This is a genomic window from Agromyces aerolatus, from assembly GCF_031432255.1.
GTDB lineage: Bacteria > Actinomycetota > Actinomycetes > Actinomycetales > Microbacteriaceae > Agromyces.
In genome coordinates this window covers 97,805-112,379 of record NZ_JAVKGQ010000005.1, presented here as the reverse complement: position 1 = coordinate 112,379, position 14,575 = coordinate 97,805, and the positions used below count along the sequence as shown (strand labels likewise).

Sequence of the window (14,575 nt, the reverse complement as noted above, 5' to 3'; positions counted from 1 at the left end):
GTTCGGCGGAACCTGAACGCAGGAGGCGCCCCATGGTGAGGGGTCGATCGAAGAAGCCGGCGGGGGAGCCGGGCGAGACAACCGCCGCAGCGCCCGACACACCCAGCGCGCCCGACGCGTCGCCGCAGGCCGGCGCGTCGCGCCGCGACTTCCTGAAGTTCGGCGGCGTCGCGGCCGCCGGAGCGGTGGTCGGCGGCGGTGCGGGGGCCGCGATCGGCGCCGCGGTCGGCCACGCGAGCGGCTTCGCCGAAGGCGCCGACGACTTCACGGCGCTCGCGGCGCGCAGCGAACCCGGCTTCGACCACCTCGTGGTCGTCATGGGCGAGAACCGCTCGTTCGACAACCTGCTCGGCTGGCTGTACACGCCGGACACCCTGCCCGACGGCCAGACCTTCGACGGACTCGCGTTCGGCGACTACTCCAACACCGCCCCCGACGGCACGGTCGTGCCCGTGCACGTCTACGACGGCGCGACCGACGTGGTCATGCGCGCGCCCGACCCCGACCCCGGCGAGGAATACCCGCACGTCAACACCCAACTGTTCGGCATCGTCGACCCGCCGGACAACGCCTCGCTGCCGGTCGGCGACATGAGCGCGCCGTACAACGCGCCGAAGCCGGGCGAATCGCCCAAGATGAACGGGTTCCTGCAGGACTACATCGTCAACTACGAGCGACTGAAGAAAGGCAAGCAGCCGACCGCGGACGAGGCGAGCCAGATCATGGGCTCGTTCTCGCCCGAGATGCTGCCCGTCCTCTCGACCCTCGCGAAGAACTTCGCGGTGTTCGACGCGTGGCACTGCGCGGTGCCGTCCCAGACGTTCTGCAACCGGTCGTTCTTCCACGCCTCGACCTCGCACGGGTTCGTCACGAACAAGCACAGCGGCGGGTACGACAAGTGGTTCGACGCCCCCGACAAGCCGACCGTCTTCAACCGCCTGGAAGAGGCGGGAATCAGCTGGCGCATCTACTTCGACGAGCTGCAGCTGGTGTCGTACACGGGTGTGCTGCACGCGCCCGTGCTCGAGCAGTACTGGCGCACCGAGCGCTTCGCGACGATGGCGCAGTTCTACGACGACGTCCAGAACGGCACCCTGCCGGCGTACGCATTCGTCGAGCCCAGGCTCGTGTACAACCACAACGACTTCCATCCGCCCGTCGGCAAGCTCAAGGAGTCCGAGGTCGACGGCGAGGAGGTCATCGACAGCGCCGTCTCGGACGTGCGCGCCGGTGAGCTGCTCATCCATCAGATCTACGACGCGATTCGCACGAGCGCGAGCACCGAGGGATCGAACGCGCTGAACACCATGCTGCTCATCACGTTCGACGAGCACGGCGGCACGTACGACCACGTACCGCCGCCCCCCGGCACGCCGCCCGAGGCGGGCGCACCAGAGGGCGAGATGGGCTTCGCCTTCGACCGGCTCGGGCTGCGCGTTCCCGCGATCGCCGTGTCGGCGTACACACGGGCGGGCACCGTCATCCACGACGAGATGCACCACGCCGCCGTGATCGCGACGCTCAGCCGCCTGCACGGTCTGAAGCCGCTCACCCGGCGCGACGAGGGCGCGAACACGCTCTTCAACGTGGTGAACAGTGAGGCGCCGAGGCATCCGTCGACGTGGCCGCACACGACCCCGCAGTATCTGCCGCCGAACCCGCAGGCCGAGGCTCCGCACCCGGCGCATGTCCACAAGGACAAGCCGCTCAGCCCTCCCGCGAAGGGGTTGCTCGGGCTGCTCATCGCGAAGTACGGCGACGGCGAGCCCGAGCCTGAGACCTACGCCGACGCGTACGAGCTCCTGCACAAGCACGGCGTCGGGCTGTTCGGTGCGCCGCAGGCGACGCAGTCCCCGGCGGCGACGCAGGCCCCGACCGCCTCGAAGGCGTCGCAGTAGGCGGCGGCTAGACTCGACGCATCCCCACCACAACCCATTCGGAGCAGCATGTCTGAAATCAGTGCGGAGCAGGTCGCGCATCTCGCGAACCTCGCCCGCATCGCGCTCACCGAGGAAGAGATCGCGCACCTCACGACCGAACTCGGCCAGATCATGCAGGCCGTCGAGCAGGTGAGCCGGGTCGCGACGCCCGACGTCGAGCCCACGAGCCACCCGATCCCGATGCAGAACGTGTTCCGCGAAGACGTCGTGGGCGACAACGTGCTCACGCCCGAGCAGGCCCTGGCCGGTGCGCCCGAGCGCGACGGCGACCGCTTCGTCGTCTCGGCGATCCTGGGGCAGGAGCAGTGAGCCACGGCGACGACCTCATCCGTCTGACCGCCGCCGACCTCGCGGGCAAGCTCGCCTCCGGCGAGGTGTCCTCCGTCGAGGCGACGCGAGCGCACCTCGACCGCATCGAGGCCGTTGACGGCGCGGTGCACGCGTTCCTGCACGTGGCCTCCGACCGTGCGCTTGCGACCGCCGCCGACATCGACGCGCGCCGCGCCGCGGGCGACCGGCTCGGCGAGCTCGCGGGCGTCCCGATCGCGATCAAAGACGTGCTCGTCACCGAGGGCATGCCGTCGACGGCCGGCTCGCGGATCCTCGAAGGCTGGATCCCGCCGTACGACGCGACCCCGGTGCGCAAGGTGCTCGATGCCGGCCTCGTGCCGCTCGGCAAGACCAATATGGACGAGTTCGCCATGGGCTCGTCGACCGAGCACTCCGCGTACGGCCCGACGCACAACCCGTGGGACCTCGAACGCATCCCCGGCGGTTCGGGCGGCGGCTCCGCCGCCGCGGTCGCCGCGTTCGAGGTGCCGCTCGCGCTCGGCAGCGACACGGGCGGCTCGATCCGCCAGCCCGCGCACGTGACCGGCACGGTCGGCGTGAAGCCGACCTACGGTGCGGTGAGCCGGTACGGCTCGATCGCGCTCGCGTCATCGCTCGACCAGATCGGGCCGGTCACGCGCACGGTGCTCGACGCGGCGCTGCTGCAAGACCTCATCGCGGGCCACGATCCGCACGACTCGACGTCGATCCCCGACGCGTGGCCGTCGATGGCCGACGCGGTGCGTCGCGCCGACGTGAGCGGCCTCCGCATCGGCGTCGTGAAGGAGCTCGACACCGAGGGCTTCCAGCCGGGCGTGCGCCAGCGTTTCCACGAGGCGCTCGACCTGCTCGCGAAGCAGGGCGCCGAGATCGTCGAGGTGTCGACCCCGAACTTCGAGCACGCGATCGCCGCGTACTACCTGATCCTGCCGGCCGAAGCGTCGTCGAACCTCGCGAAGTTCGACTCGGTGCGCTTCGGCCTGCGCGTCACGCCCGACGGCGGCGGCACGGTCGAGCAGGTCATGTCGGCGACGCGCGAGGCGGGCTTCGGCCCCGAGGTGAAGCGCCGTATCATCCTCGGCACCTACGCGCTCTCGGCCGGCTACTACGACGCCTACTACGGCAGCGCGCAGAAGGTGCGCACGCTCGTGCAGCAGGACTTCGCGGCCGCGTTCGGTCAGGTCGACGTGCTCGCGACGCCGACCGCGCCGACGACGGCGTTCCGCCTCGGCGAGAAGCTGGACGATCCGCTCGCCATGTACCTGAACGACGTCGCGACGATCCCGGCGAACCTCGCGGGCGTTCCCGGCATCTCGCTGCCCGCGGGCCTCGCCCCCGAGGACGGCCTGCCCGTCGGCATCCAGTTCCTCGCGCCCGCGCGTGAAGACGCACGCCTCTACAACGTGGGCGGCGCGCTCGAGCAGCTGCTCGTCGCCGAGTGGGGCGGCCCGCTGCTCGGCCGCGCACCCGACCTTTCGACCCATGAGCTGCTCGCGACCGAGGAGGGCGCCGTCTGATGGCCCGTGTCGACCTGATGGACTTCGACGAAGCCCTCGCCCAGTTCGAGCCCGTGATCGGGCTCGAGGTGCACGTCGAGCTGAACACCACCACCAAGATGTTCTCGGGCGCGCCGAACCCGGCGAACTCGGCGTTCCACGACGCCGCGCCGAACACGCTCATCTCGCCGGTCGACCTGGGTCTGCCGGGTTCGCTGCCGGTCGTGAACGGCACGGCGATCCGCTCGTCGATCTCGCTGGGCCTCGCGCTCGGGTGCTCGATCGCGCCGTCGAGCCGGTTCGCGCGGAAGAACTACTTCTACCCCGACCTCGCGAAGAACTATCAGATCTCGCAGTACGACGAGCCGATCGCGTTCGACGGTGTCGTCGAGGTCGAGCTCGAGAACGGCCGGGTCTTCCAGGTCGACATCGAGCGCGCGCACATGGAGGAGGACGCGGGCAAGCTCACGCACGTGGGCGGCTCGACGGGCCGCATCCAGGGCGCCGAGTACTCGCTCGTCGACTACAACCGCGCGGGTGTGCCGCTGGTCGAGATCGTCACGCGACCGATCGTCGGCGCCGAGGCGGATGCTCCCGCGCTCGCGCGCGCCTACGTCTCGACGATCCGCGACATCGCGCTGTCGCTCGGCATCTCCGAGGCCCGCATGGAGCGCGGCAACCTGCGTTGCGACGCGAACGTGTCGCTGCGGCCGCGCGGCCAGGAGACGTTCGGCACGCGCACCGAGACGAAGAACGTGAACTCGTTCCGGTCGATCGAGCGCGCCGTGCGCTACGAGATCCAGCGGCAGGCGGCGATCCTCGCCAAGGGCGGCACGATCACGCAGGAGACGCGGCACTGGCACGAGGACACGGGCACCACGAGCCCGGGCCGCCCGAAGTCCGACGCGGACGACTACCGGTACTTCCCCGAGCCGGACCTGCTGCCGGTCGCTCCGTCCGAGGGGCTGATCGAGGAGCTGCGCGCCGCGCTGCCCGAGGCGCCCGCCGCGCGACGTCGTCGGCTGAAGGCCGAGTGGGGGTTCACCGACCTCGAGTTCCAGGACGTCGTGAACGGCGGTCTGCTGGTCGAGGTCGCCGCGACGGTCGCTGCCGGCGCGTCCCCGCAGGCGGCCCGCAAATGGTGGACGGGTGAGCTCACGCGTCTCGCGAACCAGGGCGATACGGATGCCTCGGCGCTCGCGTCGCCCGAACACGTCGCCGAGCTCGCCGCCCTGGTCGAGGCCGGCACGCTCACCGACCGCCTGGCGCGCCAGGTGCTCGAGGGCGTCGTCGCGGGGGAGGGATCGCCGCAAGAGATCGTCGATGCCCGCGGGCTCGCGGTCGTCTCCGACGACGGGGCGCTCATCGCTGCGATCGACGAGGCGCTCGCCGCCCAGCCCGACGTGCTCGCGAAGATCCGCGACGGCAAGGTGCAGGCCGCAGGTGCCGTGATCGGTGCGGTCATGAAGGCCATGCAGGGCAAGGCCGACGCCGCGCGCGTGCGCGAGCTCGTGCTGGAGCGCGCGTCGGCCGAGTAGCGCCCGGCCCCCTCGTTGGTCGAGTAGCGCCCGGTTGGTTCCGCCCCTCGTTGGTCGAGTAGCGCCCGAGGAACGAGGACGCGTATCGAGACCCGGTGACTCGCTCGGCCAGCGAGGGGCACGCTCACAGCCGCCTCAATGGCTGGCTCGATAGCGTCGAGTCCCCGAGCGATTGAGGAGCACACGATGGGATTCTTCGACCGACTCTTCGGTTCAGCCCAGCTCGAGCCGCAGCAGCAGTATCGCCCCGCGCCGCAGGCGCGGCCGCAGCGGCAGCTGACCGACGACGAGCTCGCGGTCGAGCGCTACCGGTACCTGCTGCGCACCGCACCGCCCGAGACGATCGAACAGGTGCACGCCGAGGCCTTCGCCAAGCTCACGCCCGAGCAGCGTGAGCAGGTGTACGTCTCGCTCGCGGAGCAGGCCCCGGCGAACGAACGCATCGCGGACGACCAGCCGCAGACGCTCGCGCGTGCGGCGACCCGTCAGGAGATGCAGCAGCCGGGCAGCATGGAGCGTGCCTTCGGCGGCGGCCCCGGCGGGCGCCAGGGCGGGCCGTCCTTCGGCGGCATGTTCGCGGGCTCGCTGCTCGGTACCGTCGCCGGTGTCGTGGTCGGCTCGGCGATCGCGCAGGCCTTCCTCCCGGACCCGAGCTCGTTCGAGGCGGGTGGCGACGCCGGCGATGCGGGTTCCGGTGACGCCGGTGCCGACGCCGGCAGCGTCGAGGCATCGGGTGCCGACGCCGGCGGCTACGGCGATTTCGGCGGCGGCGGCGACGCCGGTGGCTTCGGCGACTTCGGAGGCGGCGACTTCGGCGGCGACTTCGGGTTCTGACCCGCGTCTCGCCCCCCTCCCGGCCACCCACCGAGTGTTACCGATCCGCGCCGAACGAGTGCGAGCAACGGTCACGTTCGGCGCGAGTTGGTATCACTCGCGATTCGGCTCGGTGTCGGCGGCCGCGGGTAAGGTGCATGCGTGAGCAAGCAAGACGGATCGTCACGGCAGGTGACGACCGGGCCGGTCGACGATTCGGCGACCCCGATCCTGCACGTCGACATGGACGCGTTCTTTGTGTCGGTCGAGCTGCTCTCACGTCCTGACCTGCGCGGCAAGCCCGTCCTGGTGGGCGGCACCGCGGGCCGAGGCGTCGTGTCCGCAGCAAGCTACGAGGCGCGGCGGTTCGGCGTGAACTCGGCGATGCCCATGTCGGTCGCGTTGCAGCGCTGCCCGAACGCCATCGTGCTCAAGGGCGATTACCGCAAGTACCGCGAGTACTCCGACCGGGTCATGGCGATCTTCGAGGAGATGACCCCGCTCGTGGAGCCGCTCTCGATCGATGAGGCGTTCCTCGATGTCGGGGGCGCGCGCCGGTTGCACGGCAGCCCGGCGCAGATCGCGTGGACCATCCGGAAGCGCGTCCAGGCCGAGACAGGCCTCACCTGCTCGATCGGCGTCGCGGCGACGAAATACGTGGCGAAGGTGGCATCCGGCCGGGCGAAGCCCGACGGCATGCTCGTCGTGCCGGCGACCGACACCGTGACGTTCCTGCACCCGCTCCCCGTGTCCGCGCTGTGGGGCGTCGGCCGGGTGACCGAGGAGTCGCTGCTGCGTCTCGGCCTGCGCACCGTCGGCGACGTCGCGGCGATGCCCGCCGATGCCCTCGAACGCGCGGTCGGCCCGTCGCTCGCGCACCGGCTCAGCGCGCTCGCGAACGGCGACGACCCGCGCGACGTCACGGTGCACCGGGCCGAGAAGAGCATCGGCCACGAGACCACGTTCGGGCACGACCTCACCGACCCCGAGCAGATCCGCCGGGCCCTCCTCGATCTCGCCGACAGCGTCGCCGTCCGGCTCCGCCGTGCGAACATGGTCGGCCGCACGGTCGTGCTGAAGCTGCGCTACGGCGACTTCCGCACCGTCACACGCTCGCGCACGCTCGCCGAGCCGACCGACGTCGCACGCCGCATCTACGAGGAGGCTGCGGCCTCGCTCGACGCCCTGCTCACCGATGGCGCCCGCATCCGCCTCATCGGCGTCCGCGCCGAACAGCTCGGCTCCGCCGGCGGCCCCACGCTCTGGGACCCCGACGAGGAGTGGCGCGAGGCCGAGCGCACCATCGACGAGGTCTCAGCCCGCTTCGGCCGCGGCACCGTGCGCCCCGCCTCCCTCGTCGGCCGCGCCCGCCGCGCCCCCGATCTCACCCAGCGCCGCACCGACCCCGACGACTGACCTCGGGGCTCGCATGCCGGAACGCAAGGGGTGGTCGCGCGCAGCGCGCGTGGGTAGCCTGGGCGCATGACGGAACTCGTGGTGGAACTGGCGGACAAGGTCGGCGGCATCGGGGTGAAGACCTCGTATGGCGATCCGGTGGACATCGGCGGGTCCACGGTGATGCCGGTCGCCCTCGGCTACTACGGCTTCGGCGGCGGGAGCGGGTCGGGCTCGATGGACGAGAAGGGCGGCACCGGCGAGGGCAGCGGCGGTGGCGGTGGCGGCGTGTCGATTCCGCTCGGGGCATACATCGGGCGTGGCGCCGACGTGCGCTTCGAGCCGAACCTCATCGGTCTGATCCTCGTGGCGACGCCGCTGATCTGGGTCATCGGCAAATCGCTCAAGTGGGTCATCCGCGCGCTGAAGCACTGAACGCGGGCACCCGCGCCCACACCCGATCGGTGCGGGCGTATACTCATGCCTGAACACGGGAGTCCGGTGAACCGGGCTGAGAGGAAGGTTCAGCAACCTTCGACCGTCGAACCTGATCTGGGTCATGCCAGCGCAGGGAGGGCATCGCATCTCATTCCCGTGCCGCTTTCATCGAACGAAAGGGCACGACAGTGCACGCAACCGCATCAGCAACCACCCCGACGACGAACGCGACGCCGGGCGGGCGGCGACTCAAGTGGCGCATCGTCGACATCGTCGTCGCGAGCGTCATCGGCGTCGCCATCGGTGTCGTCTTCTGGGCGTACGGCGTCATCTGGGGTCCCATCTCCGCCCCGATCTCGGCATTCCTCCCGGGGCTGCAGGCCGCCCCGGCCGCACTCTGGCTCGTCGCCGGCGTGATCGGTGGGCTCATCATCCGGAAGCCGGGCGCCGCCATGTACACCGAGCTCGTCGCCGCGGTCGTGTCGGCGCTCATCGGCAGCCAGTGGGGCGGCCTGCTCACGATCGAAGCCGGTCTCGTGCAGGGGCTCGGTGCCGAGCTGATCTTCGCGATCTTCCTCTACCGTCGCTGGGGTTTCCCCGTCGCGGTGCTCGCCGGCGCGGTCGCGGGTCTCGCCATGGCCATCAACGACCTCGTGCTCTGGTACGCGGGCTCCGCGCCCGCGTTCGCGACGATCTACGTCGTCTCCGGCGTCGTCGGCGGTGCGGTCATCGCGGGCGGACTGGGCTGGCTCGCGGTTCGCGGGCTCGCGCGCACGGGCGCGCTCAGCCGCTTCGCGTCGGGCCGTGACGCGGTCAGGGTCACGAGCTGAGGGTGACGGGCAACGCGTCCATTCGAACCGCGCTGAACCGGCCGGCGCGGGTCGAGGCGCAGGGCTGGGCGTGGCGGCACGGCTCGCGCGCGAGCCGTGCCGTCGCCGGCGTGGACTTCGTCATCGAACCGGGAGAGCGCGTGCTGCTCCTCGGCCCGTCGGGGTCGGGCAAGTCGACGATCCTGCACGGGCTCGCGGGCGTCCTCGGCGGCGACGAGGAGGGCGAGGCCGCCGGTCGGCTCCTCATCGATGGGGCGGATGCCTCGGCGGCACGCGGCCGCAGCGGACTCGTGCTGCAAGATCCCGACGCGCAGCTCGTGATGGCGCGGCTCGCCGACGATGTGGCGTTCGGGCTCGAGAATCTGGGCGTGCCTCGCGCAGAGATCGGCCCCAGGGTGCGCGAGGCGCTGGCCGCGGTCGGCCTCGACCTGCCCCTCGATCGGTCGACGGCTGCGCTCTCCGGCGGCCAACGGCAGCGCCTCGCGCTCGCCGGGGTGATCGCCATGCGTCCCGGCGTCCTGCTCCTCGACGAGCCGACCGCCAACCTCGATCCCGAGGGGGTCATCGAGGTCCGCGACGCGGTCGCACGCGTGGTGCAGGAGACCGGCGCGACCCTCATCGTCGTCGAGCACCGCGTGCCGGTGTGGCTCCCGGTCGTCGATCGGGTGATCGTGCTCGGACGCGACGGACGGCTGATCGCCGACGGGCCGGCCGACCGGGTTCTCGAGGCTCAGGCGACCGAGCTGCGGGCGGCCGGCGTCTGGTTGCCTGGCGACCAGGCGTCGGCGGCACGACGGCCGAACCCGTCCGAATCCGGCCCATTTCAACCCGGCCGGTCGGATCACGGCCAGCCCGACCACCGCGTGACGACCGACGTTCGCCCGAGCCTGCTCACGGCCTCGGGGCTCGCGGTCGCGCGGCAGACCGGTCGCCCCGTGCAGACCGGCCTCGACTTCGCCGTGCGCGAGGCTTCGGTACTGGCCGTCACCGGGCCGAACGGGGCGGGCAAGTCGACGCTCGCGCTCACGCTCGCCGGGCTGCTCCGACCGGAACACGGCTCGCTCGAGGCATCCGCCCGGCTCGCCGACGGCGCCGCGAAGGAGCCGTGGCGCTGGAAGTCCAGGCAGCTGCTGACCCGGATCGGGACCGTGTTCCAGAACCCCGAGCACCAGTTCCTCGCCGGAACGGTGCGTGCCGAGCTCGAGGTCGGGCCGCGCGCCCTCCGGCTGCGCTCGGGCGACGTGCGCGATCGGGTCGAGCCGCTGCTCGAGGCGTTGCGGCTCACCGCGCTCGCCGGCGCGAATCCGTTCACGCTCTCGGGGGGTGAGAAGCGTCGGCTCTCGGTCGCGACCGCCCTCGCGACCCGGCCGAGCATGCTCGTCCTCGACGAGCCGACGTTCGGACAGGACGCCGTGACGTGGCGCGAGCTCGTCCGGCTGATCGGCGAGCTCCGCGACCGCGGTGCGGGTGTGGTCGCGGTGACGCATGACGAGACGTTCGTCGACGCGCTCGCCGACGCGCGGTTCGCGCTCGGCCCGCCGGCGGAGGTCGCGACGGAGGTGCCGGTATGAGCATCGCCGAGGTGCGACCCGGACTGCCGCTCGCGCGCGTCAACCCCGTCGCGAAGATCGCGGCGACCGTGCCGCTCAGCGTCGCCCTGCTGCTCACCCTCGATCCCGTCTCGGCGGGGGTCGCGATCATCTGCGAGGTGGTGCTCTTCTCGGTGATCGGCCTCGGGCCGCTGCTCTGGTCGGCTCGGACCCTCCCCGTCTGGATCGCCGCGCCCCTGACCGGGATCAGCATGGTGCTCTACGGCGCCCCTTCCGGCGCGGTCTACTTCGACGCGGGACTCATCCACATCACCGAGGGGTCGGTGGCGATCGGGCTGGCGACGACGGCTCGCGTGGTCGCGATCGCGCTGCCCGCCGTGGTGCTCTTCCTCACGATCGATCCCACCGACCTCGCCGACGGGCTCGCACAGACGCTCCGACTGCCGGCACGCTTCGTGCTCGGCGGTCTCGCGGCGCTGCGCCTGATCGGCACCTCGATCGACGACTGGCGCACCATCAGCCTCGCCCGACGGGCTCGGGGCGTCGCCGACCGAGCCTGGCTCCGGCGCGGGCTCGGCCAGGCGTTCGCGCTGCTCGTGCTCTCCGTCCGGCGGGCGAGCACGCTCGCGACCGCCATGGAGGCGCGCGGCTTCGGCGCGCCCGGCGAGCGGACGTGGGCCCGCGCGGCGCGGTTCGGCCGGGTCGAGTGGCTGATGATCGCGATCGGATGCCTCGTGGCCGCGATCTCCGTGAGCGCCGCCGTCGCGGCGGGCACCTGGAACCTGGTGTGGTCGTGAGGCTCAACGCACCGACGGTGCGCGGCCGGCGGCTCGTGGCGATCGACGGCCCCAGCGGCGCGGGGAAGTCGACGCTCGCCGACGCGATCGTGGCCGCATGGCGAGGATCGGTCGCGCTTGTCCGACTCGACGAGGTGTACCCGGGCTGGCACGGCCTCGATCGCGGGTCGGCGCTGCTCGCGGCGTCGCTCGTGACGCCGTGGGCGAGCGGGAAGCTTGCGCGGGTCCCGACCTGGGACTGGGACGCCGGGAGGCGCGGCCCGGTGCGGGCGATCGCGCCAGGGCACGACCTCCTGGTCGAGGGGTGCGGCGCGTTCGACGCGACGGCCGCGGTCCCCGCACTCCGGATCTGGGTCGACGCGCGGGATGAGGACCGCCGCCGGGCCGCACTCGCACGCGACCGCGGCGCGTTCGACCCGTACTGGGAGATGTGGGACACGCAGTGGCGACGGCACACGGCGCGCACCGGGGCATCCGTCACCCGCGCCGACCTGATCGTGCGCGGTCTGTCAACCTGACCCGCGCCGTTCGGCCCGCGCCGAGCGGCGGGACTACGGTGGAGTCATGAGCGCAGAGACGACCGGAGTGTACATCGCAGAGTTCCTCGACGGGCCGCTCGAGGGCAGGTTCGAGCAGCGCGCCCTCGTCGACGGCAAACCGGAGTCGCGGGCGGGTGAGGTCGCCGCGATCGACGGGCTCGAGTCGCTGTTCTGGTACAACGCCGTCGAGGAGCGCGAGCTGAACGGCGAGGTCCGGGTGCAGTTCCGGTTCGACCCCAGCGACTCCGACCCCGTCGAGTTCGACGAGGATGACAACGACTGACGGTCCCGCGACGCGGCCGGCCCGGCGTCAGGAGTCGAAGTAGGCGCCGATGATCGGCAGCGGGTTCGTGAGCCGCCAGATCGGCCCCGGGTCGCCGATGTCCTCCGACAGGCTGAGCGGCGACGCCAGCTCCCCGGTCGGCGTCGGGACGACGACGCGGCCGATGTCGCGGCCCGCGTTCGCGGTCGTGAACGGTTCGACCTCGACCGTGGCCTCACCGGCGGCCGCGCTCCAGCCCAGGCTCGTGCGCGTCGCCGACGCGACGAGGTCCGCGCGGTCGCCCCAGGCCGCGACCGCCGAGCCGTAAGCGTCCCCGGCCGTGATCACGTCGACCGGGACCGCCGCCTGACCTGCGGCCTCGACCGCCGCGATCACGGCGGCGTCGAGCGTCTCGTAGTCGGGGATGAGCGTCATCGCACCCACCACCCGCACTGGATCGGAGCCGGCGGGCGACGTCGTCGCGGTGAAGACGAACGAGATCAGCGCCTGATCGGTGAAGCCTCGAGTGATCGCACGCACACCCTGGTCGCCGAGGCGCGAGGCCACGTCGGGCACCTGGCGGATGCCGACGCCACCGCCGACCTCGCCATCGAGCAGGGCCGCGAGTGCCGGGGTGTCGACCACGCTGGCCGCGAGCCCGGCGAGATCCGTCACGGTCCCCACGTTGTCGCCTGAGAGGCCGGTCGCGTCGGCCACGCGCGTGTCGGCGAACCCGTTCGCGGCGAGCCACTCGTTGGCCGCGTCGACGTACTGCCCGACGCTGCCGAACGCCCAGCGGACCAGGGTGTCGGCATGGTTGTTGCTCGAGGCGAGCAGCACCGCGCGCAGCACGTCGCGCTGCGACCAACGCTCACCCGGGGACACCTGCAGCACGCGCGTGCCCTCGGCCTGGTAGCGCGCATAGTCGGCGTAGTCCTCAGCGCCGATCGGCAGGTCGGGACCGGCACTGCCGGCCGCGAGCGGCAGCGAGTCGAGCGTCACGAGCAGCGTGACGAGCTTCGCCGCCGCGCCGATCGGCACCACGCCCTGGTCTCCGCCCGTCGCGATCGGATTCGCCGCACCGGTGTCGTCGACGACGGCGAGGACGCTCGCGCCCTCGGCGGGCATGGGGATCTGCGTCGCCGCCGGCGCGGGCACCGCCGCGCCCTCCGACTGCACGGCGACCGCGGGCAGCGGGCCGAGCAGCATCGCCGGGCCGTAGACCCCGATGCCGAGGATCGCGAGGGCGCCGACGGCGATGCCGACGATACGGCCGGGGGAGACGGTCATGTGCTCAAGGCTAACTCGGGCAGGCGACGAGGCCGCGATGGCCGCCGTCAGGCCCAGCCCAGCTCGTGCAGGCGTTCGTCGTCGATGCCGTAGAAGTGGGCGATCTCATGCACCAGCGTGACGTGGATCTCATCGCGCAACGCGTCCTCGTCATCGCAGATCGCGAGCAGCGACTCCCGGTACAGGATGATCCGGTCGGGCATCTCGCCGAACCCGTAGCGATCGCGTTCCGTCAGCGAGGTGCCGTCGTAGAGGCCGAGCAGGTCGAGCGACCCGTCTTCGGGCCGGTCCTCGACCACGAACACGACGTTCTCGAGCCCGTCGACCATCTCATCGGGCAGCTGGTCGAGCTCGTCGACCACGATGGCCTCGAAGGCGTCGGCGTCGAGGTGCACCAGGGGGCTCCGTTCGACGACGCTTCGGTGACGAATTGGGGTGAGTAACGGGGCTTGAACCCGCGACCTCCTGGACCACAACCAGGCGCTCTACCAACTGAGCTATACCCACCATGTGGACCCGATCTCACGATCGAGACAACTCCACGATCTTACACCACGCGCTCGTCGAACTCGTGCACGACGGTGGCGGCGACCTCTTGCAATTCCTGCGAGGTCGGACCGGGGTCGGCGACGAAGATGCCGCGGCGGTAGTACTCGAGCTCGCGGATCGATTCGAGGATGTCGGCGAGCGCACGGTGCCCGCCGTTCTTCGCCGGCGCGTTGAAGTAGGCGCGCGGGAACCAGCGCTTCGCGAGCTCTTTGATGGAGGAGACGTCGACGTTGCGGTAATGGAGATGCGCGTCGAGACGGGGCATGAACTTCGCGAGGAACGCGCGGTCGGTGCCGATGGTGTTGCCGGCGAGCGGCGCCTTCTGCTCGTCGGGCACGTGACGCAAGACGTACTCGAGCACCTGGTACTCGGCGTCGGCGACGCTGACCCCGTTGGGGATCTCCTCGATGAGGCCGGACTGCGTGTGCATCGCGCGGACGAAGTCGCCCATCGACTCGAGCGCGCTGGCATCGGGCTTGATCACGATGCTGAGGCCCGCATCGACCGGCGTGAGGTCGTAGTCGGTGATCACGACGGCGATCTCGACCAGTTCGTCGACTTCGAGGTCGAGCCCGGTCATCTCACAGTCGATCCAGACCAGGCGGTCGCTCGAGGAGGTCATGGCCGCGAGTCTACCGGCCGCGGCCGACGGGGACTGCGCGGGTGCGGGTGGTGGATGTGGGACAGAAGGCTGGCTCGTCGTCCGTGTCTCTTGGTGCCCCCGGCAGGAATCGAACCTGCGACCGACAGATGAGAAGGCTGGCTCGTCGTCCGTGTCTCTTGGTGCCCCCGGCAGGAATCGAACCTG

Annotated in this window: 15 protein-coding genes, 2 tRNA genes and 1 riboswitch (1 of these 18 only partly in view); of the genes, 12 read left to right on the top strand and 5 right to left on the bottom strand. The window is 71.4% G+C overall.

What is annotated here, in order from left to right:
- Positions 1-32: 32 nt before the first annotated feature.
- The 12 genes from RH864_RS08700 to RH864_RS08645 all read left to right on the top strand — a co-directional run bounded on the left by RH864_RS08700 (position 33) and on the right by RH864_RS08645 (position 11,949).
- The gene (locus RH864_RS08700) at positions 33-1,898 is read left to right on the top strand and encodes an alkaline phosphatase family protein (RefSeq protein ID WP_310517145.1); all 1,866 of its coding nucleotides are present in this window, start codon (positions 33-35) and stop codon (positions 1,896-1,898) included.
- Positions 1,899-1,946: 48 nt separating this feature from the next.
- On the top strand, positions 1,947-2,249 hold the full coding sequence (gatC, locus tag RH864_RS08695; protein WP_310517144.1) for an Asp-tRNA(Asn)/Glu-tRNA(Gln) amidotransferase subunit GatC: 303 nt from the start codon (positions 1,947-1,949) through the stop codon (positions 2,247-2,249).
- The gene (gatA, locus tag RH864_RS08690; protein ID WP_310517143.1) at positions 2,246-3,787 is read left to right on the top strand and encodes an Asp-tRNA(Asn)/Glu-tRNA(Gln) amidotransferase subunit GatA; all 1,542 of its coding nucleotides are present in this window, start codon (positions 2,246-2,248) and stop codon (positions 3,785-3,787) included. Before gatC ends, gatA begins: the two co-directional genes overlap by 4 nt.
- Complete coding sequence (gene gatB / locus RH864_RS08685; RefSeq protein ID WP_310517142.1) at positions 3,787-5,304, top strand: Asp-tRNA(Asn)/Glu-tRNA(Gln) amidotransferase subunit GatB; 1,518 nt, start codon at positions 3,787-3,789, stop codon at positions 5,302-5,304. The genes gatA and gatB overlap by 1 nt, the downstream gene beginning before the upstream one ends.
- A gap of 186 nt (positions 5,305-5,490) precedes the next feature.
- Complete coding sequence (locus tag RH864_RS08680; protein ID WP_310517141.1) at positions 5,491-6,138, top strand: hypothetical protein; 648 nt, start codon at positions 5,491-5,493, stop codon at positions 6,136-6,138.
- 141 nt (positions 6,139-6,279) lie between these two features.
- Positions 6,280-7,533: a DNA polymerase IV gene (locus tag RH864_RS08675; RefSeq protein ID WP_310517140.1), complete on the top strand. Its 1,254-nt coding sequence runs from the start codon at positions 6,280-6,282 to the stop codon at positions 7,531-7,533.
- Between the two features lie 66 nt (positions 7,534-7,599).
- Positions 7,600-7,947, top strand: a complete 348-nt coding sequence (locus RH864_RS08670; RefSeq protein ID WP_310517139.1) for a hypothetical protein — start codon at positions 7,600-7,602, stop codon at positions 7,945-7,947.
- 45 nt (positions 7,948-7,992) lie between these two features.
- A riboswitch (TPP riboswitch) is annotated at positions 7,993-8,103 on the top strand.
- 35 nt (positions 8,104-8,138) lie between these two features.
- Positions 8,139-8,780 carry an ECF transporter S component gene (locus RH864_RS08665; protein WP_310517138.1) on the top strand — a complete coding sequence of 214 codons (642 nt, stop codon included), beginning with the start codon at positions 8,139-8,141 and terminating at the stop codon, positions 8,778-8,780.
- A 2-nt stretch (positions 8,781-8,782) separates the two neighbouring features.
- On the top strand, positions 8,783-10,351 hold the full coding sequence (locus RH864_RS08660) for an ABC transporter ATP-binding protein (protein ID WP_310517137.1): 1,569 nt from the start codon (positions 8,783-8,785) through the stop codon (positions 10,349-10,351).
- A complete protein-coding gene (locus RH864_RS08655; RefSeq protein ID WP_310517136.1) occupies positions 10,348-11,127 on the top strand; it encodes an energy-coupling factor transporter transmembrane component T family protein in 780 nt (259 codons plus the stop codon). The genes RH864_RS08660 and RH864_RS08655 overlap by 4 nt, the downstream gene beginning before the upstream one ends.
- Positions 11,124-11,645, top strand: coding sequence for a nucleoside/nucleotide kinase family protein (locus tag RH864_RS08650; RefSeq protein WP_310517135.1), 522 nt, complete (start codon positions 11,124-11,126; stop codon positions 11,643-11,645). The genes RH864_RS08655 and RH864_RS08650 overlap by 4 nt, the downstream gene beginning before the upstream one ends.
- A 46-nt stretch (positions 11,646-11,691) precedes the next feature.
- Positions 11,692-11,949 carry a hypothetical protein gene (locus RH864_RS08645; RefSeq protein ID WP_310517134.1) on the top strand — a complete coding sequence of 86 codons (258 nt, stop codon included), beginning with the start codon at positions 11,692-11,694 and terminating at the stop codon, positions 11,947-11,949.
- Between the two features lie 27 nt (positions 11,950-11,976).
- On the opposite strand, the gene RH864_RS08640 is transcribed toward RH864_RS08645, so the two are convergent.
- The 5 genes from RH864_RS08640 to RH864_RS08620 all read right to left on the bottom strand — a co-directional run.
- Positions 11,977-13,218, bottom strand: coding sequence for a serine hydrolase family protein (locus tag RH864_RS08640; RefSeq protein ID WP_310517133.1), 1,242 nt, complete (start codon positions 13,216-13,218; stop codon positions 11,977-11,979).
- A 47-nt stretch (positions 13,219-13,265) separates the two neighbouring features.
- A complete protein-coding gene (locus tag RH864_RS08635) occupies positions 13,266-13,616 on the bottom strand; it encodes a metallopeptidase family protein (RefSeq protein WP_310517262.1) in 351 nt (116 codons plus the stop codon).
- A 33-nt stretch (positions 13,617-13,649) separates the two neighbouring features.
- Positions 13,650-13,725, bottom strand: a tRNA-His gene (locus RH864_RS08630).
- Between the two features lie 40 nt (positions 13,726-13,765).
- Entirely contained in the window at positions 13,766-14,389 is a 624-nt protein-coding gene (gene orn, locus RH864_RS08625; protein ID WP_310517132.1) for an oligoribonuclease, read from the bottom strand.
- Positions 14,390-14,548: 159 nt separating this feature from the next.
- Positions 14,549-14,575 (bottom strand) — tRNA-Arg (locus RH864_RS08620); it runs 149 nt beyond the window's last position.

Excerpts from the sequence above, each read along its gene's own strand:
- RH864_RS08700 (WP_310517145.1), top strand. The coding sequence starts at position 33 with ATGGTGAGGGGTCGATCGAAGAAGCCGGCGGGGGAGCCGGGCGAGACA.
- RH864_RS08640 (WP_310517133.1), bottom strand. The coding sequence starts at position 13,218 with ATGACCGTCTCCCCCGGCCGTATCGTCGGCATCGCCGTCGGCGCCCTC.
- gatC (WP_310517144.1), top strand. The coding sequence starts at position 1,947 with ATGTCTGAAATCAGTGCGGAGCAGGTCGCGCATCTCGCGAACCTCGCC.
- orn (WP_310517132.1), bottom strand. The coding sequence starts at position 14,389 with ATGACCTCCTCGAGCGACCGCCTGGTCTGGATCGACTGTGAGATGACC.
- RH864_RS08645 (WP_310517134.1), top strand. The coding sequence starts at position 11,692 with ATGAGCGCAGAGACGACCGGAGTGTACATCGCAGAGTTCCTCGACGGG.
- RH864_RS08680 (WP_310517141.1), top strand. The coding sequence starts at position 5,491 with ATGGGATTCTTCGACCGACTCTTCGGTTCAGCCCAGCTCGAGCCGCAG.
- gatB (WP_310517142.1), top strand. The coding sequence starts at position 3,787 with ATGGCCCGTGTCGACCTGATGGACTTCGACGAAGCCCTCGCCCAGTTC.
- RH864_RS08670 (WP_310517139.1), top strand. The coding sequence starts at position 7,600 with ATGACGGAACTCGTGGTGGAACTGGCGGACAAGGTCGGCGGCATCGGG.
- RH864_RS08655 (WP_310517136.1), top strand. The coding sequence starts at position 10,348 with ATGAGCATCGCCGAGGTGCGACCCGGACTGCCGCTCGCGCGCGTCAAC.